Origin of the sequence: Pseudolabrys taiwanensis (genome assembly GCF_003367395.1) — a bacterium.
GTDB lineage: Bacteria > Pseudomonadota > Alphaproteobacteria > Rhizobiales > Xanthobacteraceae > Pseudolabrys > Pseudolabrys taiwanensis.
Genome location: NZ_CP031417.1, coordinates 727,052 through 751,797, shown reverse-complemented (window position 1 = coordinate 751,797; position 24,746 = coordinate 727,052). Strand labels below are relative to the sequence as shown.

General features: G+C 60.5%; 30 protein-coding genes and 1 pseudogene. 13 read left to right on the top strand and 18 right to left on the bottom strand.

The features are described 5' to 3' along the window. Positions 1-1,002 precede the first annotated feature (1,002 nt). Both DW352_RS03590 and DW352_RS03585 read left to right on the top strand, forming a co-directional pair. On the top strand, positions 1,003-1,284 hold the full coding sequence (locus tag DW352_RS03590) for a ribbon-helix-helix domain-containing protein (protein ID WP_115688610.1): 282 nt from the start codon (positions 1,003-1,005) through the stop codon (positions 1,282-1,284). Beyond that, positions 1,284-1,595 (top strand): type II toxin-antitoxin system RelE/ParE family toxin, encoded by a 312-nt coding sequence (locus DW352_RS03585; RefSeq protein ID WP_115688608.1) that lies wholly within the window; start codon positions 1,284-1,286, stop codon positions 1,593-1,595. The genes DW352_RS03590 and DW352_RS03585 overlap by 1 nt, the downstream gene beginning before the upstream one ends. 126 nt (positions 1,596-1,721) lie before the next feature. Here DW352_RS03585 and DW352_RS03580 read toward each other — a convergent pair whose 3' ends face one another. From DW352_RS03580 to DW352_RS26660, 3 genes are all read right to left on the bottom strand, one after another. Continuing rightward, positions 1,722-2,645: a DUF6236 family protein gene (locus DW352_RS03580; protein WP_115688607.1), complete on the bottom strand. Its 924-nt coding sequence runs from the start codon at positions 2,643-2,645 to the stop codon at positions 1,722-1,724. Between the two features lie 870 nt (positions 2,646-3,515). Then, positions 3,516-3,731 (bottom strand): hypothetical protein, encoded by a 216-nt coding sequence (locus tag DW352_RS03575; protein ID WP_115688605.1) that lies wholly within the window; start codon positions 3,729-3,731, stop codon positions 3,516-3,518. 114 nt (positions 3,732-3,845) lie between these two features. Continuing rightward, positions 3,846-4,034, bottom strand: a complete 189-nt coding sequence (locus DW352_RS26660; protein WP_162826663.1) for a hypothetical protein — start codon at positions 4,032-4,034, stop codon at positions 3,846-3,848. A gap of 78 nt (positions 4,035-4,112) precedes the next feature. Here DW352_RS26660 and DW352_RS03570 point away from each other — a divergent pair, with 78 nt between their 5' ends. After that, entirely contained in the window at positions 4,113-4,802 is a 690-nt protein-coding gene (locus DW352_RS03570; RefSeq protein WP_245434309.1) for a S1 family peptidase, read from the top strand. Positions 4,803-4,854: 52 nt separating this feature from the next. Here the strand turns inward: DW352_RS03570 and DW352_RS03565 are convergent, their stop codons facing one another. Beyond that, positions 4,855-6,012 (bottom strand): recombinase family protein, encoded by a 1,158-nt coding sequence (locus DW352_RS03565; RefSeq protein ID WP_162826764.1) that lies wholly within the window; start codon positions 6,010-6,012, stop codon positions 4,855-4,857. Between the two features lie 231 nt (positions 6,013-6,243). Between DW352_RS03565 and DW352_RS03560 the strand changes: the two genes are divergently transcribed. Next, the gene (locus DW352_RS03560; protein ID WP_115688599.1) at positions 6,244-6,918 is read left to right on the top strand and encodes a nitroreductase; all 675 of its coding nucleotides are present in this window, start codon (positions 6,244-6,246) and stop codon (positions 6,916-6,918) included. Positions 6,919-7,015: 97 nt separating this feature from the next. Here DW352_RS03560 and DW352_RS03555 read toward each other — a convergent pair whose 3' ends face one another. Next, on the bottom strand, positions 7,016-7,645 hold the full coding sequence (locus DW352_RS03555) for a DUF4142 domain-containing protein (RefSeq protein WP_245434308.1): 630 nt from the start codon (positions 7,643-7,645) through the stop codon (positions 7,016-7,018). Positions 7,646-7,898: 253 nt separating this feature from the next. Between DW352_RS03555 and DW352_RS03550 the strand changes: the two genes are divergently transcribed. Further along, complete coding sequence (locus DW352_RS03550; protein WP_115688597.1) at positions 7,899-8,465, top strand: hypothetical protein; 567 nt, start codon at positions 7,899-7,901, stop codon at positions 8,463-8,465. Positions 8,466-8,687: 222 nt separating this feature from the next. On the opposite strand, the gene DW352_RS03545 is transcribed toward DW352_RS03550, so the two are convergent. After that, positions 8,688-9,029 carry a hypothetical protein gene (locus DW352_RS03545; RefSeq protein WP_245434307.1) on the bottom strand — a complete coding sequence of 114 codons (342 nt, stop codon included), beginning with the start codon at positions 9,027-9,029 and terminating at the stop codon, positions 8,688-8,690. 303 nt (positions 9,030-9,332) lie between these two features. Here DW352_RS03545 and DW352_RS27265 point away from each other — a divergent pair, with 303 nt between their 5' ends. Beyond that, positions 9,333-9,653 carry a hypothetical protein gene (locus DW352_RS27265; RefSeq protein ID WP_245434306.1) on the top strand — a complete coding sequence of 107 codons (321 nt, stop codon included), beginning with the start codon at positions 9,333-9,335 and terminating at the stop codon, positions 9,651-9,653. A 17-nt stretch (positions 9,654-9,670) separates the two neighbouring features. Here DW352_RS27265 and DW352_RS03535 read toward each other — a convergent pair whose 3' ends face one another. The 5 genes from DW352_RS03535 to DW352_RS03515 form a co-directional block, all read right to left on the bottom strand. Continuing rightward, positions 9,671-9,967, bottom strand: a complete 297-nt coding sequence (locus tag DW352_RS03535) for a hypothetical protein (protein ID WP_115688593.1) — start codon at positions 9,965-9,967, stop codon at positions 9,671-9,673. Further along, complete coding sequence (locus DW352_RS03530) at positions 9,948-10,616, bottom strand: acyl-homoserine-lactone synthase (protein ID WP_115688591.1); 669 nt, start codon at positions 10,614-10,616, stop codon at positions 9,948-9,950. Before DW352_RS03530 ends, DW352_RS03535 begins: the two co-directional genes overlap by 20 nt. A gap of 85 nt (positions 10,617-10,701) precedes the next feature. Next, positions 10,702-11,439, bottom strand: coding sequence for a LuxR family transcriptional regulator (locus DW352_RS03525; RefSeq protein ID WP_115688589.1), 738 nt, complete (start codon positions 11,437-11,439; stop codon positions 10,702-10,704). A 13-nt stretch (positions 11,440-11,452) separates the two neighbouring features. Then, a complete protein-coding gene (locus tag DW352_RS03520) occupies positions 11,453-11,869 on the bottom strand; it encodes a helix-turn-helix domain-containing protein (RefSeq protein ID WP_115688587.1) in 417 nt (138 codons plus the stop codon). A gap of 105 nt (positions 11,870-11,974) precedes the next feature. Next, complete coding sequence (locus DW352_RS03515; protein ID WP_115688585.1) at positions 11,975-12,532, bottom strand: recombinase family protein; 558 nt, start codon at positions 12,530-12,532, stop codon at positions 11,975-11,977. A 263-nt stretch (positions 12,533-12,795) separates the two neighbouring features. Between DW352_RS03515 and DW352_RS03510 the strand changes: the two genes are divergently transcribed. Together DW352_RS03510 and DW352_RS03505 are read left to right on the top strand one after the other, a co-directional pair. After that, positions 12,796-13,359, top strand: coding sequence for a hypothetical protein (locus tag DW352_RS03510; protein ID WP_115688583.1), 564 nt, complete (start codon positions 12,796-12,798; stop codon positions 13,357-13,359). A gap of 32 nt (positions 13,360-13,391) precedes the next feature. Further along, positions 13,392-13,715 (top strand): hypothetical protein, encoded by a 324-nt coding sequence (locus DW352_RS03505; RefSeq protein ID WP_115688581.1) that lies wholly within the window; start codon positions 13,392-13,394, stop codon positions 13,713-13,715. 12 nt (positions 13,716-13,727) lie between these two features. Here DW352_RS03505 and DW352_RS03500 read toward each other — a convergent pair whose 3' ends face one another. Beyond that, complete coding sequence (locus tag DW352_RS03500) at positions 13,728-14,675, bottom strand: MobA/MobL family protein (RefSeq protein ID WP_115688579.1); 948 nt, start codon at positions 14,673-14,675, stop codon at positions 13,728-13,730. A 269-nt stretch (positions 14,676-14,944) separates the two neighbouring features. Between DW352_RS03500 and DW352_RS03495 the strand changes: the two genes are divergently transcribed. Together DW352_RS03495 and DW352_RS03490 are read left to right on the top strand one after the other, a co-directional pair. Further along, on the top strand, positions 14,945-16,924 hold the full coding sequence (locus DW352_RS03495; protein ID WP_115688577.1) for a type IV secretory system conjugative DNA transfer family protein: 1,980 nt from the start codon (positions 14,945-14,947) through the stop codon (positions 16,922-16,924). Between the two features lie 143 nt (positions 16,925-17,067). Beyond that, a pseudogene (locus DW352_RS03490) lies at positions 17,068-18,330 on the top strand (type IV secretory system conjugative DNA transfer family protein); the annotation flags it as partial. A gap of 34 nt (positions 18,331-18,364) precedes the next feature. Here DW352_RS03490 and mobQ read toward each other — a convergent pair. After that, positions 18,365-19,624 carry a MobQ family relaxase gene (mobQ, locus tag DW352_RS27260; protein ID WP_115688573.1) on the bottom strand — a complete coding sequence of 420 codons (1,260 nt, stop codon included), beginning with the start codon at positions 19,622-19,624 and terminating at the stop codon, positions 18,365-18,367. 242 nt (positions 19,625-19,866) lie between these two features. Here mobQ and DW352_RS03480 point away from each other — a divergent pair, with 242 nt between their 5' ends. Genes DW352_RS03480 through DW352_RS03470 form a run of 3 tightly spaced genes read left to right on the top strand, consistent with a single transcriptional unit; the run spans position 19,867 to position 22,044 of the window. Next, positions 19,867-20,646 carry a 2OG-Fe(II)-dependent halogenase WelO5 family protein gene (locus DW352_RS03480; protein WP_115688571.1) on the top strand — a complete coding sequence of 260 codons (780 nt, stop codon included), beginning with the start codon at positions 19,867-19,869 and terminating at the stop codon, positions 20,644-20,646. Between the two features lie 18 nt (positions 20,647-20,664). Next, a complete protein-coding gene (locus DW352_RS03475; RefSeq protein WP_115688569.1) occupies positions 20,665-21,300 on the top strand; it encodes an alanyl-tRNA editing protein in 636 nt (211 codons plus the stop codon). Positions 21,301-21,312: 12 nt separating this feature from the next. Then, the gene (locus DW352_RS03470) at positions 21,313-22,044 is read left to right on the top strand and encodes an alanine--tRNA ligase-related protein (RefSeq protein WP_115688567.1); all 732 of its coding nucleotides are present in this window, start codon (positions 21,313-21,315) and stop codon (positions 22,042-22,044) included. A gap of 32 nt (positions 22,045-22,076) precedes the next feature. Here DW352_RS03470 and DW352_RS03465 read toward each other — a convergent pair whose 3' ends face one another. The 5 genes from DW352_RS03465 to DW352_RS27610 form a co-directional block, all read right to left on the bottom strand. Beyond that, entirely contained in the window at positions 22,077-22,847 is a 771-nt protein-coding gene (locus DW352_RS03465) for a response regulator transcription factor (RefSeq protein ID WP_162826761.1), read from the bottom strand. A gap of 65 nt (positions 22,848-22,912) precedes the next feature. Further along, positions 22,913-23,614: a DNA methyltransferase gene (locus tag DW352_RS03460; RefSeq protein WP_115688563.1), complete on the bottom strand. Its 702-nt coding sequence runs from the start codon at positions 23,612-23,614 to the stop codon at positions 22,913-22,915. Beyond that, complete coding sequence (locus DW352_RS03455; RefSeq protein ID WP_115688561.1) at positions 23,611-23,823, bottom strand: hypothetical protein; 213 nt, start codon at positions 23,821-23,823, stop codon at positions 23,611-23,613. Before DW352_RS03455 ends, DW352_RS03460 begins: the two co-directional genes overlap by 4 nt. Next, complete coding sequence (locus DW352_RS03450) at positions 23,820-24,011, bottom strand: hypothetical protein (RefSeq protein ID WP_115688559.1); 192 nt, start codon at positions 24,009-24,011, stop codon at positions 23,820-23,822. The genes DW352_RS03455 and DW352_RS03450 overlap by 4 nt, the downstream gene beginning before the upstream one ends. 230 nt (positions 24,012-24,241) lie before the next feature. Continuing rightward, positions 24,242-24,553, bottom strand: a complete 312-nt coding sequence (locus DW352_RS27610) for a hypothetical protein (RefSeq protein WP_425374648.1) — start codon at positions 24,551-24,553, stop codon at positions 24,242-24,244. Between the last annotated feature and the right edge of the window lie 193 nt (positions 24,554-24,746).

Below are 24,746 nucleotides of genomic sequence, written 5' to 3'. Positions count from 1 at the left end.
CCGCCACAGTTGAAGAGCATTCTTGCGGACTTAAATCTCAAAGACCTACTACCGCCCAAACCAAGAGATGGTTGAGCGACTGACGTTGTAAGCCGCGCAACTTGGCGCGCCGTATCAGCCCAGTTTCAGCTCAGCCCAGTTTCACCATGGAAATCGTCGACCGGCTGACATTGTCATCTCGCTCTATCAGTTCGAGGGAATTCGGCAACAGCTCCCATTATCGTGATAACGAGCCTGCCTGTATTGTCGTGGTGTGTGCCACACATCGCCAAGCGAACGAAAACGTGCGCCCTTCCGTGCAAGCTTCGCTAAGATGTTCAGCAGGTCTCTTGCAGAGCGGGCCACAGCGCGTGACCAGCACCGTGCCTCCCGCACCGGCCAAACGTAAATGCTTTTTGAGTTGAGAGGCACCGTCTGGAATGCCGCAGATTTATTGGTGTTTTTGGCTGTCGACGATTCAGCGTGCCAAAACCCGTGCCAAAAATGCTCTTTCCCCTTCTAATAAGAATCCTAGCATCCATCTCTTGCCTGTCTAACGAACTGAAGCATCTTTGCCGCGCACTTGTTGCAAGAGTGATTCAACAGGGCATGCAGTCGCGTGTTGACGTCGAGACGTGATGGACTCATATTGACGCCATCGCTCCGAGAGCGGTTATTCAACAAGCAAGGGGCCGTGCTAGCGGCCCCTTGTTGCTTTATCGGCTGAGGCTGATTGAGAGAAACACCCTCAAACGCCCAACCCATAAGGCAAGTACGCCACGAAGGCTCATGGGCGTCGCTCCTTATTCTGGTTATTCAACGTAGCGACCCGTGGGCCATGCGGCGCTCTGTTCCTAGCACGCACGCAGCCCTTCAAAACCCAAGCTGCCCACGGACTATGCGTCGCCGAATGTCCGATGAACCCTGGCAGCAGCGCCCGGAAGCTAGGACAGTAGGCCTATCCCATTTGCCTACGGTGTCAAAAAGTAGTATTACTTACCACCATAAGATTCGAGGAGGTACATGATGGCCATCGAAAAAGTCAGCGTCGCCCTGACCGGCGAGCAGATTGCGGCCCTCAAGGCGGCCGTGGACGCGGGCGAATACGCGACCACCAGCGAGATCGTCCGCGAGGCGGTCCGGGACTGGCAGTTGAAGCGCGAGCTTCGCCAGGAGGATGTCCGGCGGCTGCGCCATCTCTGGGACCAAGGCGTGGAGAGCGGTACCGCTGGCGAAGTGGATATGCCGAAGCTGCGTGGCGAAGCCCGCAAGCGGCTTGAAGGTGCCAAGAAAAGCTCCCGTTGATGGCTCCCAGGCTTTATTGGACGAACCAGGCGCGCGAAGACCTGCTTGATATCTACGTCCTCATCGGCCTTGAGCAGCCAGCCGCAGCGGAGCGCTACTTCGACCGAATCGAAGCCAGGGCTGCCTTACTGGTTTCCCAGCCACGCATGGGCGTCCGGCGTCCGGATATCCGCCAAGCCATGCGCATGCTGGTGGAAGCGCCCTACCTTATCCTCTACCGCACCGAGCCAGACACCGACGACGGCCCCGTCGAAATGATCGAAATCGTGCGCGTGGTGGATGGCCGCCGCGAGCTGTCGCACATCTTCTGACAGAGGTTGCCTCGCAAGCATTCCCCTCTGGCGCAGATGGAATGGAGAACAGCTTCTCGCAATGCGCGGCACGAGTTCGGCTTCTTCCAGTGGCAGACGTTTGCGCGTGGCGGGTCCCTATTGCGCCTAGAGCGATCTCGGCGGATGACCGTGAGCAAAGTCATGGATCAGGAACGCGTATTGCAAGGGACCGGAGCCAACCGCTTTCACAAGACCACTCGCGGACTCAATTTCCACCTTTGGAATTACGTTCACGACCGCTGGCAGCGCCAGAGCACTGGCAATAGCCGCCTCGAGGCCAAAGTGCGCGCCTATTCCGGCGCCTGCCGTGGCGTTGAAGGGATCGAACGTCCACTTGGCTGGATCCATCTCCCACTTAACCTTCGCCTGAAGACCGAATATCCGAAACCGCAACTGTCGCTCCTCCATGGAATCTATGAGGTCGGTGATGCTCCTGGCTAGGTTTTCGAACTCGACCAAAAATGACATCTGAGCGTCGGCTGACGAGCCGATTTTTAGAAAGAGTTGGTCGGCGTGATGGCGGAATGCCAGCAGCTCGGGGCGTCGTTTCTCCCGGAATTCAAGTATCTCCTCGATCTTGACGGTCATGTCAGGGATCGGCACGGCGCGATGCAGCTTGACGAGAAGCGCACGCCCGCGATCAGGCAAAACCAAGGGGGACTGCTCGCTTTCGGCCACGGCCCAACGGCCCGGGTTCTCCGCCTCCAAATGCGTAAAGACGTGATATTGCCCAGCTTTCGAACGTAGTTTGGCTTTGGCGTCCGCACGCGCGGCGGGATCGTCAAACCCTCGCCGCAGCCCCTTCGACGGGAATAGATGGTGCTTAAACTCGATTCGAGTTTGAAGACGGTGCCCGTGAGAAAAGATGTCGTAGTCGCTGTATGAGGGATTGCTGTCGGGCGTAAGCGGCCGGCTAACCACATTCTCTATGACCAGTCGCTCCCAGAAGAAAAGAAAGCCACGCAACTCCTGAGGGGTAATGTCCGCGCCTCTCTGTTCGAAAGCATTATCGAACGCCTTGCCCTCCAATCGAGCGGGTAGAACGATGCCACGCCAGTCGCTCGGCCCATCTCCTACTGTCGTATAGTGAAAGGTCTGCCAGGGAGCCCCCCGGCTCCGCTTTGATCTCCGTTTGAATCTGGACCGATTGGTCACCACAGCGATGGCTCGGGCGGCATGGTGGAATGGATGAGGCAATGCAAGCAGCCGATATTCTGATTAATGTCCCGATTATCGCAAGTGGCCATGTCATCCGTCCGTGTGTTGATCGAAGGGCCCACGGGGGCCGTGGGCCTTTCTTTAGGCTGCACGCGGCAGCTTCGGCTTTTCGTATGACGGCCCGCGCAATTGCTCCGGCAACCATCCCGTCATGGCGACGCACCATTCGCCAGGGTCGCGTTCGTTCTCATGTGCAGAGTTTTCTTGCTGTTTGCTCGGACCCCTGCCTTCGCAGGCCATGGCGTCCCGCCATGCGCCCTGCCGCTCTGGCGAAGAGCGGGGGTAGCAACCGCAAGCCGAGGGGGATCACCCGGTCTGCACAAGCGAAGCGCGGAAGACGGGGGACACGGCTTGCGCACGCGAGGGGCAGAGCCCCTTAGTTCAGTCCTCGCGGCTGCAATCGGCATTGAGACGGATGCGACAACGGCGTCTGGCAGCAGTGTAGCTGCGCCATTCGCCAGCCCCGAGACCGGTCAGCAGGGCAGCCGCAGGAGCGTCAGCATAGCGCCGCCGCAGGCGGGACGCGGGACCGACTGCCCCCGGCGAGGGGTGCAATATCGCGCAAGGGATCGTCACCGAAAGGCCGAGACGCAACGCGGCTCGGGGCACTGCCTAGAGCCCGGTCCGGCAAAGCCGGAGGCGCAAAACAAGCGCCGGCACTTTACGTGCCGGCGGTCGCTCTCACTTCTTGGATTGCGGCGTCTTACCCTCTGCGGGCTCACGTTCTTTGGGCACGCGCAACGCAATTCGTCCATTAACGGGCAACGCGGTGAGTTGGACGTTGTAGCCCTTGCCGTCTTCATGAGGCCACGCAGCCCCGATTTTCGTCCAGAACGCATCCTCTCCGTCGCCATCAACGACAAACGCGTCGAAGGCAGGCCTTGGATTCTTCGCCATGAGTTTCTCCGTGGGTTGTCCGCATGAGCGGTCCACGGAGTTGAAAAGGAAACCCGCCGGACCAGTTGCCCAGCGGCGTTCACCTCGGAATGATCGCCATCCTCCGACAAATGGTCAAAGGACCGTCACGCCCAGCCGCGCAATTTCGCCCAACACCGCAGGACTGAAAACGAACCGCTGTGCGAAATCGGCCGCAATCGTCGGACATAACTCGCGGCGGTGGTTGATTTCCGGCATTAATTGCCTGATACGAGCGTGATCGCGGTACTCCTTATCTGCAAAAGCGGCCCAGGGATTCGTCAACTCAGCATGTTACGAGCACGTATTGCTGCACCGGCGCTTGCCTTCACTTTCATACACCTACTGACGCCGGCCAGCGCCATGACCGGCAACGCCCCGCCAGCAACCGGCTGGGCTGCACGGCCCATCGTCATGCTCGTCGATGAGCGGGAAGACCTCTGTACTGGCACAGCCCTGGCACGCGACCTTGTCCTCACCGCCGCGCATTGCGTCACCCGGCCCGTCCGATATGAGGTGAAGGCCTACCAGGGCGGACAACCCATCCCGGTCCGGTCGATCGCCCGCCATCCAAATTTCGACCCCGCCAGCTACGCGGCAAGCCGTGCCACCGCCGACATCGCGTTATTGAAACTCGCCGCACCGCTACCAGACATCGTCGTGCCAGCGGCACTGGCGAGGCCGCGTAGGGTCAATGCCGGCGAGACCCTGACCATCGCCGGCTTTGGCGTCACCATCGCCGGCACGCCACGCGGACTGGGAATTCCGCGCATGGCCAAGTTGACGGTAACCGGCAAGCCCGGGTCGCTTCAGGTCCGCTTGGTTGACGCGCGCACGCGGAACGTAAGCGCCGGCCTCGGCGGCTGTACCGGCGATAGCGGCGCGCCCGCATTCGACGGCGAGGGACCGCTGGTCATCGGCGTGGTGAGCTGGTCGACAGCGCCGCAGGACAACGAGGGCTGCGGTGGACTCACCGGCGTGACGCCGTTGTTAAATTATCGGAGCTGGATCGTCGAGACCGCCAGGAAGTTCAATTCGCGCATCAGCGAGTGACCAAAGAGGATGGTGCACCCCTAACGCCACCTTGGCGCTCCATCGGAGAGACCTACGGCCTATAGCGGAACTGATCATGCGTCCAAGGCGCCTCGGACACTTTCTCCGTGCCCGCCGGCATGGGCCGATACAGCGGATCGGAGACCCGCGTACGGGCTTTGTAACCAATCATGAGGTAAGCGTTGGAGAGCTTTCCGAAGCGGTAATAGCAGGTCGTAATTGACGGACCAAAAGATTCATCGCGCAGGATTTTTGAACTGAGATGGCCATACCGGCACAATGCGGCGCTGAGGTAGTCAAGAATCTCATTGTCGGAGTACGTCCAGGATTGCGTCAACAGTTTCTGTGCCGCATCAAACATCGCAGGGTCAACAATAGCCTTGAATGCACCCTCCTTCCGAATCCATAGGGGGCGCGGATTGCGCTTGGGCTTACTTAGCAACTTCTGGGTTCTTTGGTTGTACACATAATTGCCGATGTAGTTTTCATTCTTCAGCAGCTTGAAGACATTGTTTGTCGTCCACGGGTTTCCCCACGCATTGGCAATGCCCCGCTCATTTAATCTTCTAGCGATATGTGCGACCGGCGTGTGATCTATCGCAAACATCCGGAATATCTCGCGCACGGCCCGGATTTCCTTTGGCGGCCCCGGCACGAGAATGACGCGATCGGTTTGTAGGTGCTTATGCTGCCCGTGTTTGAGCATGCCCTTCGGCTTGCCGTTCTCATCAATGAGAAGCCGACGCAGGCCGTAACCCGGCGTCGCTCCCTGGCGAAAGCCGAGACCAGCGAGCAATTTTTGTCCTTCAAGGACCTTGCGGGAGAGCTCGCGGCTGAACTCGGCGGCCATGGCCCGTTTCATACCCTTCACGATGGTGGTGAGGAGGCTCCCATCGTTTTCGAACTCTTCCGCGCAATAACGCACCTTAATCCCGGCTTGCTTGCAGATGAATTCGTAGTGCGCCGCTTCGTCCGCGTCTTGGAACCGGCCCCAGCGGCTAACGTCGTAGACAAGGATGGTGCCGAAATCCGCCCGCTCGGATTGAACATCGTCAATGAGGCGGCGAAGCGCGTCGCGCCCTTCGACACGCAGGCCACTCCTCCCGGCGTCCGAATAAGTGCGCACGATCGTGAGGTTATGGATGGCGGCATAGGCGGCGTTGACACTTGACTGATTGTCGATGGAGTACCGCTGGTGATCGGTCGACATCCGCACGTATTGCGCGGCCCGTCGCGTGTCGACCTCGTGCAAACCTGACGACTGTTTGGGTCGCCAGGTGAGAAGCGACAGTGTTCTCGTGGCTGGGCGCATGGCCGATACCCGTGGGCGCGGCAAAGCTTGCCAATTCCGCGTTTACGAACGTTAAGGCGTCTGCACGCATTTCTATGGAAATTGGCGTGGTATCCTTCCTACATTCGATGAGAAAGTGGAGCAGTTTAGATGGATATCCGTGATGCGGTTGGATCCCGATATTCTTGCAGGGCTTTCATCAATAAGCCTGTGCCGGAGCAGGTCATGCGGGAGATACTCGAAGGCGCAGCCCGGGCCCCATCGGCTGGCAACATGCAGCCATGGCGAGTATATTGTATGATGGGGCTGAAGTTGCAGGCGCTAAAAGCAGAACTCGCGTCGCGCGAATCCGAACTGCCCCGGGGCGAGGGCTGGGAATATCAAATCTATCCCGACCCGATGAAGGAGCCGTACCGGTCCCGCCGGTTTCAGGTCGGTGAGCTGCTTTACGAGTCGATTGGCGTGCCACGGCAAGACAAGCCCGCCCGTTATCGTCAATACGCCCGCAATTACCAGCTTTTCAGCGCGCCGGTCGCGGTTTTCTTCGCACTTGAACGCTCGTTTGGCGTGGCGCAATGGGCTGACCTCGGCGGGTACCTGCAAACAGTTGCCTTGCTCGCCCGCGCGTACGCCCTAGATACCTGCCCGCAGCAGGCATGGGTCGCGTTTTACAAGACAGTGCGGACATACCTGAATTTGCCATCAAACTTGATAGTTTATTCGGGCATGAGCGTCGGCTACGCGGACGATGCGGCTCCCATCAATAAGTGGCGTTCGCCGAGGGAGCCGTTGGACAACTATGCCTCGTTCATCGGCTTTGAATAGGCCAGCGTTACAAGAAGAAAGCCCGCCACGATAGACCGCGACGGGCTTTGTCATCATGCTTCAACCGCGCAAAGAACTTACAGTGCCTCCATTGACGTCAGCGGCTCGTCCCGCCGCCGCTGCCGCCGCGGCCCATGCCGCCGCTGCCGGTCGTCGGCGCCGGCTTGCTCAGATCCTCCGCCATCTGCAGATGATGCTGCAGCGTCGGAACCGTCTGCTTCGCCATGTCGCCGATCGGGCCGCTCTTCTTGGCCTCGGCTTGATACTTGCTGATGTCTTTGCGGTGGTCCTCGACCATATGCTTGGCGAACGCACGATCGAACTGCGCACCCGAGAGACGGCTCAAACGATCATGATCGGCCTTCTGCCGCGCGCTCGGCTCGGACGGCAGCGACATGCCCATCTGCTGGCCGAGTTGCTGCAGCTTCTGCGAATGATCGCCATGGTCCTTCGCCAGGGTCTGGCCGAATTCCTTGACCCGATCGTTGCCGCCCTTCTGCTGCGCAAGCTCGCCCATCTGCACTTCGGCGAGGTCGCCTTGCATCGCTTCGGTGAGGAAGCGCTCGTCGGCTTTGCTCATCTTGTTCCCGGCAGTATTGGCTTGATTGCCTTGCGCCGCCGGACGCCCGGTTCCACCTTGTTGCGGTGACATCTGTGCGTAAGCTGCTGGCGCCGCGAGCGCAAAAGCTGTCGCGAGGCCGATGGCGAGCATCGGTGTTCTGGTCATCTCATCACCTCGGGGTTCCAAGTTGCACGCCGCGCCTTGCGCGGTCTGACGCAGAACGGCAGGTGGCGGCGCTTGGTTCCTTGCTGCGGTAAGGTAGAGGCAGTTGGCTCCGGAATTGGGCTACGCGGAGGCAGATTTCTCGATGGAACTCGGTCACATTGGGGCGTAACCGCGCCTCGGGAACGGCCCGCCCACGAGTGGACTGGTGCGGACGCGAATGTAGAGCCTCTATTTCTTCGTCAGGGGGAAATTGATGTATTCCGATCAGTATAAAGCGGCAACACCCGCGCACATAAAAGTGCTTATCGCGAATCTTCGTAACCGAAGAGAAGCAGAAGAAAATTGGAAGTCGTTCGAGGTAATCGTCCAAGCAAATCTAAGCTGGATTGTTGACGACTTCTCCTCGCGTTGGCTGGTTTCGATATGTGACACTTATGCCGATTACGGCAGCCAAACGTCGCGCCGAAACGCGCTGCTTATTTCTCTTTTCATCAACATGATGCGGCTGTCCGACAGCCTCTATGAGGACAAGGACATTCGTTTAGAGCGCATCCAGCAAATCAAGACAGGATGGCCACCTTTCTACAGTGAGATGCATGCGCTCCATATTGATCAGCAGGACACATTGCTCAATTTAATGAAGCGACTGACACGCGCCCTTCAAGATGACGATGTCTTACACCCCATCTTCCTGGCGCTCCTCCGTCGCGCCAAAGCGAATGATAATTTGCTGCAACGATTCATGAAGCACTCGGCAAATCCCGATTGGGTGTTCCCTGAGAATGCGCTGGAGATTGCCGACCAATACGGCGTGAAGTAGCGGAGAAGCACAAACTGAGGGGGACTAACAATGCAGCCGCATGAGACAGCCAGACATATCCGGGAACGACTCGTTGAATTAGAGCGCATGGCCACTAAGGACGGCGGCCTCGGTCCACTCGCGCTGGTCCTTCATCTTGCCATCCTTGAAGCCGACAACGCTCTTGGCAAACCACCGACGCCTTTAGATCTCCGAGGCGTCCGTCATTGATGCATCGCCGCGTTATTCGCGCCGCAGCAAGGCGGACGACTGCGGCCCTGCCTTCCATTCCCACCAACGGTCTCCCCGACCCCGGTCCTTCGGGTCGAACCGTTCACCTTTGAATTTCTGCATAAAGATGTCGGCATTGATCGGGTCTGAAAAGCAGTAGACCACGAATCCAACTTCGCCCCGCCGGACGCTATGCCCGCGCGGACAGGCCCCGAGGTTATGTCTCGCCTGCTCGATCAGTTCGTAGTTTTTGCCGACCACGAAGTCCGCCCGCAGCGCCACCTGGTATGGCCAGCCACGGTCGATCGCGGCAGGCGATAGCTCGCCCTTGCGCCTCATATCTGTAAAGAACAAAACAAGAACGTAGAGTCAAGCCACGCCCCGCTGGACAACTTTGGCGGGATGTTGAGAATTCCCGCTGGGGTTGTTAGGGGCGGTAGCGCTGGATAAGGCTCAGCCGGAAGGCTCGTGCCTAGCTCAGCGCGTAATCAAACGATGTCTGCCGGCCGGGTCATTCTAGTCATCGGGCTCGCCGTCGCGGGCTACGCCTATCTTTCGCCCAGCAAACCATCGGCGCCACCGGCGCCAGCACCGAAGCCCGACTTTTCGAGATACGCGATAGTCGAACCGCCGCGCTCGCCGGAAACAACGGTCGACGTGCCCCTGCCTCGCGCGCGCCCAAGCGTGCCGCAGGCGCAGGAGCCAAAGCGCGAGAAGACGGCCGAGGCGATCCTGACCGCCGCCGCCATCGCGGCGCTCATCGTGCAGGCGAGCCGGCAAAATTACTACGCCACCGGCCGGCCCTGCGCCTGCCCTGACGACACCATGCGCAACGGCAGGCGTTGCGGGGGCAATAGCGCCTACAGCAGGCCGGGCGGCGCCCAGCCGCTCTGCTACCCGACCGATGTCACGCCCGCTATGATCGAGGCACACCGTGCGCGCATAAAGGACAGCAACGACGCGCGGCTCACGCGCTAGTGCTGCCTCGCTGTCATCTATCCCGCCCTTTGCAGCGGCTGCGGGTCCCGTTCAAGCCGCAACGTGCCCGGCCCCACCTCCTGCACGCGAAACCGCGAAGGCGCTCCATGTTGCTCGAAGAACCGCAGCAGCTTCGCGCGCTCCTCATCCGGCAAGGCCGTCACGCACCTTATGACCTCAAACAGGTCCGGCTCCTGCATCATGTAATGGACCTCCAGCAGGCGCGGCAGCGTACCGGCGCGCGCGAGAATGTCGCGCACGAGATCAATCGTATGCATCTCAATATCGTTACCCTCAGGCGACGGCTGGGACATGGCTCGCCCCCGGGATGAATGGACGCACCGGACCGCGCTGAACCAGCGCTGAGCGATGTTCAAGGCCACGATCATGGCGGATGCCGGCAAGTGCCTCGGGCGTTACGTCGATCAGCACGGCAACCAGCCATTCGCCCTCATGTACGTCGGGCATGCCGAGAGGACGCACGCGCCAGCCGTACTTCAAGAACTTGGGCAGCCAGAAGGTATTCATCAGCACGGAGATGCCCGACAGTCCTTCGCGCAACCCATAATCGATCATCGAGGCAATCACCGTGCTGCCGATCTTGGATCCGGTGTGCTCCTCCCGCCGTTCGGGCACGACGAATATCCGCGTCCACTCAGCAATATCAGGGGCGCGCGGCACGCCTTTCTGCTCGGCGAAGCGCGAAAACACGTCCCCGATAAGATGCGGTCCCGTCGTCGGCATCAACCGCAGACCGCCCACCACGCGCCCCGCCTCGAGGCCCAACAGGTACACCGTGTCGTTGGTGTCGAACTGGTCGTATTCGCGGTCGTCGCTACGCGGCGTCAGCCCCGGCCAGCGCAGCTCTTCGATGTAGATGCGGTGGCGTATCTGGTGGTGCTCATCCAGCTCCCGCTGGTAAAGATGCCGGTTGGCACCCGTGATGATGTGCACGTCGAGCATGCTGTCCCCCGATGACGAAACTCCCCGGGGGGATGCTCGACTAGCTTGCCGCCGAGCCGTAACCCTCAAAATTGAGGGGTTGACGCTAGAGCGATATCTCGCCGCGCCGGAGCGCCCTGACCACCGCCGCGAGGCGGTTCGGCGCCGCGAACTTCACGCAGGCCGCCTTGATGTGCCCGGTAACCGTCGCCTCGGAGATGTTCAGTATCTGCGAGATCTCCCACGAGGTCTTGCCGGCGGCGGTCCATTGCAGCACTTCACGCTCGCGGCCCGTCAACACCTTTAGCGGAGGCAGCACCGCCGGCACGGACAACGCCACCGCCTTGTCCTGCATGTAGATCGCCATCAGGTGCAAGGCGCGCTTGACCGGCGCTTCCAGGTCGACCTTGTCGCCCGCCATGGTCACCACCGACTGGAAGCGGTCGGCCGAATAGATCGGCACGCAGAACCCGCGCCGCATGTGAAAGTCCGTGGCGCGATCCATCACCGCCTTGGCTTTGAGATTCGTCAGCGGATCGAAAGGCGTGTCACGCCATTCGAACGGCACGGTCGAGCGGAAGCAGTGCGCGACCACCGGATCATCCTGGACAAAGTCAGCCTTGGTATAGAGCTCGGTCCAGCCCTTTGGCCAACCGTTGAGCAGCATCAGCGGATCAATGCGGCTACCCGGGTTGGGCAACCCCGTCACCAGCCAGGCGTGGAAGCCATAATCGGCAAGCTGCTTGCCGAACCGCGCCATCAGCAAAGTACGGTCGGTCATCCGCTCGATCTCGTCGACGAAATCGAACGCCGCACGGCTGATTTTACTCACGGTATGAGGCATGGCCTCACCTGCGCTACCGCCTCCCAGCGACCCTGGGCTCCTTGGTTTCGCTCGCGATGATCTCTTCCAGCAAGTCGGCGATGCTCCGCCGAAGTTTCAGGTCGGCAATGCGGGAAAGCGACGCGGCGATACGCACGCCTTCCTTGGTGCTCAGGGCCTCGTGGATCGCTTCCATCTCCGTGGCCGCCGTAGACGCCACGGACTTCGAGCCTTCAAAGAAATAGGACACTGGAACCCCGAGCGCCTCGGCCATCGCATGAAGCCGCCCGGTCCCGATGCGGTTCCGGCCGGTCTCGTACTTCTGGATTTGTTGGAAGGTCAGGCCGACGGCATCGGCCAACTTTTCTTGGGTCACGCCTTTGGTCATGCGGGCCATCTTCAGCCGCTGGCCAACCAGCACGTCCACGGCGGTTAATGAACGGTCTGCCATTACAAGCCCCCGGCATCGAGGTTGCGGCCCATACAAGCACAATTTTGGCGCGATTCAACCAAAAGGTGACGTCTATCCAAAGCGAGAAGGGGCACCAAAACCAGTTCACCGCCCGTCATGGACAATCCTGCCAATTGTCCAGCGGCTGACATTGAAGGACCTGGCAATGCGCCCCGCATTCTCGCCGGCAAGGCATCGCGCAATAGCTTCCGCGCGTTGCAACGGCGATAGCTTCGGCGGGCGCCCGAACTTCACGCCGTTGGCCCTCGCCCGCGCGCGGCCGGCGGCGGTCCGCACAAGAATGTCCTGGCGAGTTTTGCGCGCGATATAACCAACCAATGCCGCCAACACTTCGCCAAGCTCGTGAGTGGTGTCAGCCCAGGGCTCGGCAAGGGACTTGTAAGTGGCGCCGCGCGAGGTGATCTCCTGGAGAACGCAAAGCGTCTTATAGGGACCGCCGCGCGTCAGCCGATCCAGCGCCGTGACGACAACCAGATCTCCAGGGCCAATGGCGCGTAGCAGCCGGCGCAGTTCGCGGCGGTCATCTTTTGCGCCGCTGTCCTTCTCCCAAAAGACCTTCTCACAGTTTGCCGCGCCTAGCTGCGTAAGCTGCAGGTCCAATTCCTGACCGCAACTCGATACCCGCGCATACCCGAAGATCACCGCTGACCTCCGTGCAAAACTCTTGATTTATGCAAGGGGCTTTTGAGCGGCCACTGCAGCGGCGAGATACCGCCTGGAACATGCAGGCAAGTCGGGAATTGAAAAGCCGAAAGAGATTCCACGAGCGAGCTTAGTGAATTTCCGCAAAGACCGGCAACTCCTCTGCCCGCTCATAAATCAACATTTTCGCTACGCTCTCGAAACTCTGTCGCCATTTGAGGCAGCGCATTAACGCCGCGCGCCTCGCATTCGGGGGCGCCTCCATGCTCTTTACGTCGTGCGCGCGGCTTTGCCTGGCCGCGTTCATCTGGATTCTTGTGGCCACAACGCAAAGTCACGCCGCGTCTCCAGAACCCACTGTCATTCAGACACAAGCAGCACCACCCGCACCCGCCGGCGCCCAAGAGCAACAGATCGGCCAGTGGCGCATCGCAACCCAGAACGGCCGCCTGACCGCGATCGCCAAATCCGAGAAGCCCTATAGCGATAAACTCGCCGGGCTCTGGATCGAATGCGCGCCGGGCGGCCGCTTGGAATACGTCGCGATATCGCTTGGCGCGATGTTCAAAGATATACGCGCGCTCTGGATCGACTCGGCCGGCGACGTTTACACGATCCCGCTTCAAAAAGGCCGGGCCACCGGTCAGGCAGCTATCAACATCGCCAAGCAACTGCTCGCGGAAGAACGCGCGTACCTGTCGCAGGGCCAGGGCGACAAATGGTCGATGCAGATGAGCATCGACAGCGCGAGCGGCCCGATGTCGGACATGCAACTCGGCGGGTTCTCGAAGGCCCGGGCCTACATGCTCGCCAACTGCAAATCGTAAAGGGCAATCGCGGAATTGATATCGAGGGATCGATGAAGAAGATTCGCATTCTGACCTGCTTGGCGTCTGCTACCCTCTTGGCGGCCTGGGGCGAACCGCCTCTGGAAGGCAAATGGGAAGTCGACAGCGACAACCAAATGGCACTTGAGTTCGTGAAGGGTGGCACCCTCATCATGTCCAATCATGGAAGGAATGCCGCCGGCAGCTGGGAAAAGCTGGATGCCACACGGCTGCTGCTTAGGATGACCGCTCCCCTCCTGGGTAATGTGAGCCAGGTTTGTAATTTCAGGATCGCGTCGAACGTCCTCGAAATCTCCGCCTGCGACTACGCCGCGAGACTGAACAGGAAACCTTAAGGCCGACGCCCGTCACCGCTCGCGGTCGCGCTCCTGTTCGCGCTTCCACCGCGCCAGCGTCTTCTGGCGTTCGCGGGCCTTCCATCCAGGATCGCGGACCTCGGCTGCACGATTTAATGCGAGCTTCTGGCTGAACGACAGCCTATCCCTCGGCGGAGGCACTTCCCGCGCCCTTTGCTCGTCCTGGGCCCGCCAGTCCCTGGCGATGCGGTCGGCATCGATGGCCGCCCAATAATCGGCCTCTGTCTCGCGAAGGTGGTCGTTGTATCCAGGCCGAGACCTACCCTGGTCCACTTTCCGGTAGTCCACCGACCTCGCCCCGGACCTTGCTCCCACGCCGTTGCGGACGGTCCGGACCCTGGATCGAACGGCCTTGCCGTCCTTCTCCATGTCGCGCGCGCTCAGGCCTTCATGGATGGTCGGCCGACGCTTGATGCCCTGGGCCTTCAACGTGCGGCGGTCGATCCGGTCGTCCCGGCCCGCCCGTTCGAGTGCCGCGTTGGCATGCCGTTCCCAGAGCAGGCGAAGCCGGTCGGTCGAGCCCCGCTCGCTCATGCTGCAGACCCTCTTGCCGGTCTCCACATCGCGGTCCCTTATGACGAGATGGCAGTGCGGGTTATGTGCATCCTTGCCCTTGGCATGGAACGCCGCGAGCCATGATGCCCGGCCGCGCGTCACCTCCTCGGCGAAGGCACGCACCAGTTCGGCATTCTGGTCGGCGGTCAGCTCACGCGGCAAAGCCAGCAGCACCTTGTCGCAGATGCGCGCGTTCTTCCGGTCCGCTTGCTCCTGTTCGCGAAGCCACGCCTGTGCTTTGGCGCTGGTCGCCGGCATGCGCGCCCCAAACAACCGCGTGCATGCACGCTTGCGGGCGATGTAGCGGACGTGTGCGGCCGCCGTGTTCGTCCTCGGCTGCGTTGCCTTCCCGATAGCGGAATGGTGCAGGCTGTAGATCGCCACGACACGAACTCACGCAACGGCACGGTCGGGGTTTTCCGTGAAAACCCATAAGTGCGCTCTCACCGGCGGCGACAGGTTAGCAGCGTCTCGGCTGGGTTCAAAGCGGGACGCGTAACCCGGCCGGCCGCTGCCTGCGCCGCCGCGCGCGACCGCGTGGCCACCCCTCCGCAAGGCACGGGGTGAGCCCAAGGGCGCGCCAGGGTGCTTGACGCCATGCTTGCCCCAACACGAAGATACCCCCGCCGGTTGTAATGCGTTTGGGGGCTGTAATGCAGGACATTCCGCAGGAGTTCGTGGTCGTTCTCGTCGTTGGCGCGCTGCTGGTGGTGCTTTTGCTCCTCCGGCAGTTTGCGCCCCCGCCGGCACAGCTGCCGCCAGAGGTCCCGCCCGAAGAGAAAGCCGGGCCCCCGAAGGCGGAACTTCTCGCGGCCGTCGACGCCTTCCATGACAACGAGCTGAACGCGTTGGAGGTCGCGATCGCCGAATGCGATGTCGCCTGGCGGGACTTCGGCGAGGCCAAGCACGCGGTCCAGGACAAGACCCAGAAGGGCCAGGTGCATGTGGCCATCCCGGTGAAGGGGGTCAACGTCGGCCTGGCTGTCGGCAACGCCTTTAACGCCACGGTCCATCGGCACCTGGCCGCCAGGGCAATCGAAGGTGCCGTCCTGCGCAAGACCCTGCGGGACCTCGACGACGCCGACCGCGCCATTCTCCGGCTGGCGGACATCCTGCACGTCCTCGGCATGATCGACCGGACGCGCCTGCGCCGCATCCAGGCGCCCATCGTCTGGAACGGCGGCCGGTGCATAGTGAGCTACGCGAAGAACCATTCGGCGAGGGACCGGTCCGCCCTGGATGGTGGCTTGCGCATTTTCATGAGCAGCAACTTCGGCGACGCCGGCACAGCGCATGAGCACGTCCAGGAAGTCCTTCGCGCGGCTTTGGACGAAGAGTCGCCCCTGGACGACACGGACCGGCATATCCTCGAGAAGTACCTCTTCGCCGGCAGCCGATGGCTGTCACCGTCGGAAGCGCCGCGTTCGTCCTCACCCTACGCGCTGTCCCTGGGCGCCTTCGAGGGCACCGAGCGGCGCTTCGAGTACGACCGCCGTGAAAGCCTGATCACCATCGCCCCGCCGGGCGCCGGCAAGAGCCAGGCCCACGTGATCCCGAACCTGCTGTCCATGCGCGGTCCGGCCGTCGTGCTCGATATCAAGACCGAGGCGTTCAAGAAGACGGCCCGCTGGCGCAAGGAGAACGTCGGCAGCATCTTCGCGTTTGCGCCGGGCCTGCCGAACGTGACGAACCACTATAACCCGCTGGACGGCATCCAGCCCGGCGACGATGCCTGGGACGACGCCCGCAAGCTCGCCGATCTGCTTATCGTCCCGATCAACTCGGATGCTTATTTCGAGAACCGGGGCCGGGATCTGCTCACCACCGCGCTGCTCGATGTCGCGCTGCACGAACCACCCGAACTGCGGAACATGGGCGCGGTCATCGACCGGCTGTACCTGAGCGACGAGGAGTTCGAGAACTGGCTCTCGTCCCTGAGGGATTCCGGGGTGCCGATGCTGCGGCGGCAGTCCAACGCCCTCCGTTCGATGCCGCGCAAGCAAAGGGAGGCGATCCTCGACAGCGCGCGCAACCACCTCGAATGCTGGCAGTCGCCGACACTCGCGCGCATCACCCGGCACAGCGACTGGCACGCGGACATGCTGCGCCAGCAAAACGCGACATTGTATCTTTGCGTCAAACTCGAAGACCTCAAGAAGTATGCGCCGGTCTTGCGGGTCATCCTCGGCCAGACCATCATGGCCCTGTGCAGGACCGAAGCGGAAGCGGACGTGCCGCTGGTCACGTTCTTCCTGGACGAATTCCCGCGGCTGGGCCGCATGGACGTGATCGAGGAGGGACTGGACTACGCCCGTGGCCACGGCGTGCGCTTCTGGATGTTCTGCCAGAACTACGGGCAGTTGAAGTCCGCCTACCGCAATGCCGAGGGCATCCTCGGCAACTGCGCGATCCGCTGCTACATGGACCCCGACGACGATACGGCGGAGGAGCTGTCGCGCTACCTTGGCGAACGCAACGGCCTGATCGACGGCAGAAAGAAGCCGCTCGCCAAGGCCGCCGAACTCAAAGGCCCGGAGTTCTCGGACAAGGTAATCGTATTCCAGCGCGGCAAGCCGCCGGCCAAGCTTGTCAGACGTATGGCATTTGAACGCGGGCTGATCGCCGCCGAGTAGCCTTCCGGCCGCTTATCGCCGCCGCGACAGGCAGATTGTTTGACGCGCCATGCGTCAACCGGAAGCCTGTCGCGGTGTTCGTGTTGGAAGTTACCTGGTGGGCGGCCCGCCGTCTGTTCGCGCTCGCCCGCCGGCTGGTGCGTATGCTCATCCGGCTTTGCCGGCGCCGCACCAGCCACGGCAGCGCGCGCTGGGCTTCCTGGCTCCGCATGCTCCGCGCTCGCACCTGGGGCTCGCGGCAAGGCATCATCGTCGCCAAGGCCTGGCTCGGGTTCATCCGCTATCGCGGCGACGGCGCGGTGCTGGTCTATGCGCCGATGGGCTCGGGCAAGACCTCGGGCCTGGTGCTGCCGGCGCTGCTCGATAACTCACCCCGCGCCATCGTTTGCACCGACCCCAAGGGCGAGTGCCTTGCCGTCGCCGGCCGCTGGCGCTCAACGCTCGGCCCGGTCTGGCGGCTTGACGCGCTCAACCCGGCCACCTCGCATCGCCTTAACCCGTTGGACATGATCCGCACCGGCACGCACCACGAGGCGGACGACGCGGCGATGATCGCCGACCTGCTGGTGATCTCGGAGAGTAGCGAGGCCCATTGGGACTCCAGCGCCAAGCAGCTCATCACCGCGCTCATCCGCCACCTCATCAACGCCTACCCCAAACCCGGGCGCACGCTCGCCACCCTGCGCGAGCTGATCGCGGCCGAGGGCGAAGCCCTGACAGGCCTGTTCACCGCCATGGCGGAAAGCTCCATCCCCTCCGTGGCGGAGGAAGGCCGGATCACGCTCGCCAGCCTCGGCTCACTGGAAATGACCTCAATCATCAAGAACGCCGCCAAGTGCCTCGCGTTCTGGTCCAAGGACCGCATCGGCGGCATGCTCACCTCGGCGTCGGATTTCAGTTTCCTCAACATCCACGCGCGCACCAAGACGGTGTTCATCTGCGTGCCCGAGGACAAGCTCACGGTGTACCGGCCGTTCCTGCGCATGATGATGGGCTGCGCGCTCGCCGCCGCCGTGCGCGGCAAGGAGTATCCGAACCGCAAACACAAGCCGCTGCTGCTGATCGACGAGTGCCCCGCCCTCGGCTACCTCGAAGCGCTGGCCAGCGGTCTGGGTTATCTCCGGGCCTACGCGCAAACGCTGCTGGTCTTCCAGGACCTCGGCCAGCTCAAGCGCATCTACGGCGAACACGGCGCACGCACCTTCATGGCGGCCTCGGGCTGCCAGGTGGCGTTCAACGTCAACGACAACGACACCGCGCGCGAACTCGCCGACAGCATCGGCATGACCACGGTGCTGTCCAGATCCGAAGACACCAACGACCGCGAGAGCCGTACCGAGACGCGGCGCTACCTGATGGACCCCAGCGAAGTGCGGCGCCTGCCACTGCATCGCTGCCTGGTCCTGCTCACCGGACTCCCGCCGCTGCTCGCGCGCAAGGTCAGGCACTACCGGGAACGGAGGTGGAAGGGGCGATGGGATACCTGGCCCGCATCCGCCCCGCCCGCTTATGCCCTCGGGGGTTGTTCGACTGAAGGAGAAGGGGCGTCCTACGCGCCGCCGACTGACTAAGAAGCAACCGCGCGAGGGTGCGGTCCACCTCGGCCATCAGGACATCAAGCTGTCCCCGCCTTCGCTTGACATGCGCCAACCTGCGCGCCGCGTCCTCCACTTGGACCTGCAACGAGTGCGGTCTCTCCTTCCGCTCAAGCCAGCGATAATCGACGCCCTCATGCAGGCGGCGGAAGTTGACCAGCAAGACAGACTCCAGCCGCGTCATTCTCTCTTTGCGCAGGCGCAGCCGCGCCGACCTCGCCTGCCAGCGCCGCACCCCTTCAAACATCGACAGCGACCGTTGCCGCGCGACCTTCACGCCATGGGCAACCCGCGAGCCCTTATCGATCGCGGGATAACGCACCATCCGCCGCACCGGCCTCGCCTCACCATCACGGCGCCGCCAAGGCCCCCGCTCGCGCACAACGCTTCGCGGGACCAGACGCCGCTCAACAATCTTCCTGGCTTTCGGGCCGATGTGCACCTGTGGCCGACGGTTCAACAAAGCCGCCGAGGCCCAATCCCGTCGCCTTAACGCTTCCTGGCGCTGGACCACAAGCGTGCGGTGGTCGAGCCGCGCCAGGAGGCCCGCGCGTTCCAGCGCGCGGTTGGCATGCAGGCTCCATAACGCCCGCCAATGCTTCAATAGCTCGGCGCTATTCCACTCCCGCGTCTTGACCCGATGCAGGCCGTCCTTGGTTGCCCGCCTGAGCGTCAGCATGATGTGCGCATGGTGGTTGCGCGGGTCGTCACCTTTCTCGACAACGGGCGCATGGATCGCGACATCAGCGACCATGCCCCGGTCCACGAAAGCCTCGTGGACGAATTTAAGGAGTGTTTCGCGACGCTGGACGACATCCAGCTCATGCGGAAGGGCTAAATTGATCTCACGGGCGAGCTGCGCATCGTCGCGGCGCTCCATGCGGGCAGCAAGATTCCAAAGGGTCTGCCGATCGCGCAAAGATTCTGGAGCGCCCGCAGGAAGCAATATCTCACTGGAAACAACACCGCGCCGCCGGCTGAAATCGTGATGGCACTTACCGGCTTCATCATACAAACGCGATCCGGACCTGTAGGCCGCAGCGGCAATCGCCGACTTACCCTTGCTGCGCTGAATGACTTGCGCGCTCAAATGGTACGAGGCCATCGGCCGCCATTAGGCCGACTTGCTCTCGCTGTCTATCTCTTTGATTTGTCGTACCTATGTTTGCGAAGCAAATGTATAAGTGCGCTGTTAGTGCACTGAATCAGACACCGCGTATCTGCCCGGAGTTCATTTTCCGCGATTTTTCCCTTTTTCTTAGAATCTTCAGAGATCGACTTCGCGCCTGGAACGGCTACTTTCACACCACTGGCTAACGGTCGCTGACCTAGAAAAGGAACGCCCCTATGTTAGTCGTCGAAAGAAATGAAGTAACGCGAGGCGACCTTAGCGAACTCTTCAATGGCACACTTACAGCCATCCGGATTCCAGATTTCTATTCGCCAGATGCCGCCGCTGCAATTTCGCGGGCACTGCTGAAAAGTGACCTACACGGGACGTACGAAAACGCCCCCGCAATCGGTCGCATCGGCCAGTCATTTTTCGAAACTCAGGCAAGTGACGACGCCGCACGTCGATACAAGAAAAACTCAATTAAGTGGATCAGAGAGTTGCGCGCCGGACTCCATCCGCATCTGACTCCAATTGATCGCATAAGGCTTGAGATGGAAGAGCTATGGCCCGCGGGCGCACAGCTAGGGACGATGAACGGCACAAAAATGTTCGCGGGCTTGGCGCGCACATTCGCCGAAGGCAGCTATGCAGAGCCGCACCAAGACATCTTAGCTTGGGACGCTCCGACCCAGCCAGAAGCACGCGAGATAACGTCCCAAGTGGCCATGAATGTCTACCTCACCATGCCTGAGGCCGGCGGCTCCCTGACACTCTGGGACATCTCCTACGACCAACAGGAATACGACCGCCGCAGAATCAAGGACAGCTATGGATTGCGGCGTGAAGAACTGCCGGTACCCACGGCAACGCTTCAGCCACGTGTAGGCGAACTAATCCTGTTCAATGCAACCAAAGTCCATGCGGTCGAAATCATCCAAAGGGGCCAACGCGTGACCTGGTCCTGCTTTATTGGATACCGCAATGACCAGTCTCCCCTCATGCTTTGGAGCTAGATTACTGTGACGAATTTGATGTTTCTGTTCGACAACGCGATTTCGATGCCGGCGCGCATTGTGGGGATGATCGAGGCAGACGTTCCAATTGTGCACCTCGATCGCACTATCTTTCATCCAACGACCGGAAGCCAACGTGCAGATCGCGGCTGTATTGGATCGGCGCAAGTCTTGGCGGTTGCCTTCGACGGCGGAGAAATTAGCCACTACGTTAACTCTTCCAACGGCTTGGAGGTCGGCGCCGAAATCACGCTGCAACTTGATCAGGACTGGAGACACCTTCAGTCAGCATATCATTCTGCTGGACATCTGATTGCATCAGCGATGAGGCAAATAGATCAACGTTGCACTGTGTTATTTGGCCAACACTATCCAGATCAGGCCGCCCTCACGTTACACTCGGCCAATCAAATAAAAGAGGGCCATATCAAAGAGTTGAACGACCTGTTGCAACACTTCATCGAACAGAATCTCATAGTGGATATCGGACTCGAAAGCGGCACTCGTTACGTTCGCTTTGGCGGCTTAGAAGCCATCCCATGCAATGGCACGCACGTAGATACCACAGGCGAACTCGAAAAGATTGACGTCATTAGGCACGAATATGACGGCGAACGCCTCCGCCTGTACTATGTCACATACAACCGCACATGAAAGGATGGAGCAATGACAAAACTCTCATATCTGGATGATACTTACACTTTCGAAGACACGGGGACGGTTCAAGAGCTTGGCCGAGATGAAAAAGGAGGATACCTCATTCTTGATCAAACAATTTTCTATCCGCAAGGTGGCGGGCAGCCTGCCGACAAGGGTTTCATTAGGATATCCGGCGACGATGTGCCGGTTTCTTTTGTCGGGTTTCATGATGGGCGCGTGCGACACTATATTCCAGACACATATTTCAACCAAAAATATATTGGCCAGCTAGGAGCTCTGTCCGTAGACCAGCAACAAAGAGAACTGAATGCTCGGCTTCATACTGCAGGTCACCTCGTTAGCCACGTTATTGAAAACCTGAACGAGAATTTGATTCCCGTTAAGGGTTATCATTTTAACGACGGCCCATACGTCGAGTTCTTGAACGAGCGCGGGGTTGACGTTACCGCCCTTATCAACGGCTCCAACCAGCAAATGGCAACGGATATAGCCAATACACACGCCGTCTCGGCGACGCTGTCCGACTTTCCAACAATTTCCCAACTGCGCCCGCAGCTCGCGCCGTTCATCCCCAAGGACAAGCCGTCACGAATTGTAACTGTCGGCTCCTATCGATCGTTACCGTGCGGCGGCACCCACGTCGATAACCTGAAACGGCTTGGGTCGGTCAAAATCACGAAAGCAAAGAAACAAAAGGAGAATGTGCGCATTAGCTACGTACTTACCGAGCCCCTTTAACCGACATTGGGCCTATCCTGAAGGCCTTCGCGCTATAGAAGCGCGTCGGAGGAGCGTTCAATATCTTTCATTATGGCCTCCACTTGCTGATGAATTTTCCTGGCCTGAGTCCGAATTTCATCGCGATAGTCTGCCTTCCATTTCTCCTCGGACAGCCCGTCGCCGATACGCCAATATAAAACGTATGAAGAAAGGTCGTGAAAGGAGGCCTTTATCTCGATCAAGTCGCTAGGTTTTGCGGTTGTTGATGAGAGTATACGTATGATATCCCACAACATGGAATTTAGAATCTTGAATTTCTGAAGCGAGAAATCAATTTTGAAGGCTATATATTGAAGTCCATTTTGACAGGTAATCAATGGCATATCGTTAGCATGACGGATGCAGTCCGAGACTACGTTGTCAAGCATATCCAGAAACTCGTGTGACTTCTGAATCCGAATTTCCGATGGCGGCCTTGTCCAGCCCTCGCCAACAATATAGCCAGCGCTTCGCACATTCTTGATAAGGCCATGAAGATCGTGGCTATGTTTCAACTCTGCGCGAAGTTGGGCGATGAATTTACCAGACCTCGAATTGGGAGCGTCGTTCTTATTGCCCTGACCAGACTTGTCAAGAATAGCAACGATCTCAGCGTGAGTTACAACGCGGCCAAGGGATTGCAATAGCAGCCAAATGGCCTGCTTTTGTGAGGCATGACGCAGCGTCACCCGTTGCATATCCAAGTAAATTACGTCCGCCCCATACTCGTAAGTGAGCTTTTTCCCCTCGCGATTAATCAAGACAATTCTATTGTCCGTCATGCTCTCCGCCCCCAGTGCCGAGATTAACCCAGGGTTACCTCCTATAGCTAGGCCAAAAGTCCCTATCAATGCACGCCAATGCTCGAAGGGAAAACCGCGCGGCTCGGGCTGTCGCGCGTCGGCGCACTCACTCGCATGCTGGCCTTGTGGTAGTGACCACGATCAAGCTCAATGCCGACATACCCGCGCTCAAGCTCGCGCGCGGCAACGAGCGTCGAGCCCGACCCGCAGAACGGGTCGAGCACTAAACCGCCGGCAGGGCAGAACGCCGCGATCAACGGCTTGAGCATCGCAGCCGACTTCTGCGTCGGATGCAGCCGGTTGCCGGTGTAGACCCACTCGATCACATCGGATGGCGCATCCTCGGGCATTTGCACGTTGCCCTTGGCGAGCAGGTACGCGCACTCGTGCTCGTAGCGCAGGAAGCGCACAGACGAAGCATAGCGCTTGCGGAACACGATGTGCCCGACGATGCGGAATCCGGCCGCGCGCCACGCCGCGATGAACTTGTCGGCGACGTTCCAGCCGTAGAAGGTCACGGCGAACGAGCCCGGCTTGAGCACGCGGTGCATTTCCGCGAAGGCCGGCTCAAGCCAGGCATCGTTATCGTCATTGCAGACGGTCCGGCCGTCACGCGAGCGATAGCGGACCAGGTACGGCGGGTCGGTGAGGATGAAGTCCGCCGAAGCGGACGCCATCCGACGCATGACCTCCACGCAATCACCGTGGATCACGGTGTTACGCGGGCGCGAGACCAGGGGGCTCATCGGACCACCTCCGGCACCAGCTCGAAGGCTTCCCAATCGATGCTGCGGTCGAAATGCACGAAGGCGTCGGTGTTGCCGAACCCGTCGGTCGCGTACATCGACTTCGCCTTTGCAAGCGCGTCCTCGCGGTCCTTGGCCACGACCACGACCTGCCAGAGGTCGTAGTCGTGGGCGCGAACCACAAAGTGGTTCGAGCCGGCGGGGCTCATTGCCCCGCCTCCTTCTTGGCCTTAGGCTTGCGGACCACCAGGCGGCCGTTCAAAGGCACAGCCGACAGTTGGATGTTGAAGCCCTCGCCGTCTTCGTGCGGCCACGCGGCGCCGATCTTGGTCCAGAAGGCATCGCCCTCTCCCTCGACAACGTACACAGCGTAAGGCTTGGATTGTTTGTGGTTCATGTGGGTTACTCCCGTTAGTTTCTCCGGCCACGCCCATCGCGGCCGGTCGGGAGTTCTCAAGGCTCAGCAGCCTTGAGCGGGCACGCAAGCCGAGGGGCATCACCTGCCTGCACAAGGGCAGCGCGGAAGGTGGGGATACGGCTTGCGTGAATGCGCTGCGGGCCTAACTCACCGCCCCATAAGGCCGCGTTGGGAGTCCTGGCCGGGCAACGGGAGACCCGCCAAACCGCTTACAAGCCGTTTAAACCGCGTCTTGATGATCGAGACGAAGCAAATGCTCTGCGTGTATCTAGCTTCGCAAGCTCCGGATTGGAGCAAATGGCCACCTCGTCCGGCGCTCGCGCCTTTGTGCAATCGAAGCTTGGCTGAGATGCCGTCTGATTTGCCGTTCCGTTCTGGTTGGGGCTTACACAACATTCAATGAACGGCTTCCCACCAATTCGGCTCAGAGCCCACCCCTCTTGTCCGGTGGCAAGTATCCGTACCAGCCACCATCCATCGCTCCTCTGGCGCAGCACGGTCAAACGGGTGCCATTAGGCATAGTCGCGACACGGTACCCGTAGGACGTACTCGGCTCGCTCCTCAATGACAGGAAAGCATCAGGCGGGGTGGTGTTTGCCACCACATAGACTCGCCCGGGGTCGCCCACTGCCTCCGAAAGAGCTGCAGCACAGGCAAGCCGAATATTGGACAATCGTTCATCGGCAGGCGTGACCCCGGCGTTAATGGCAGCG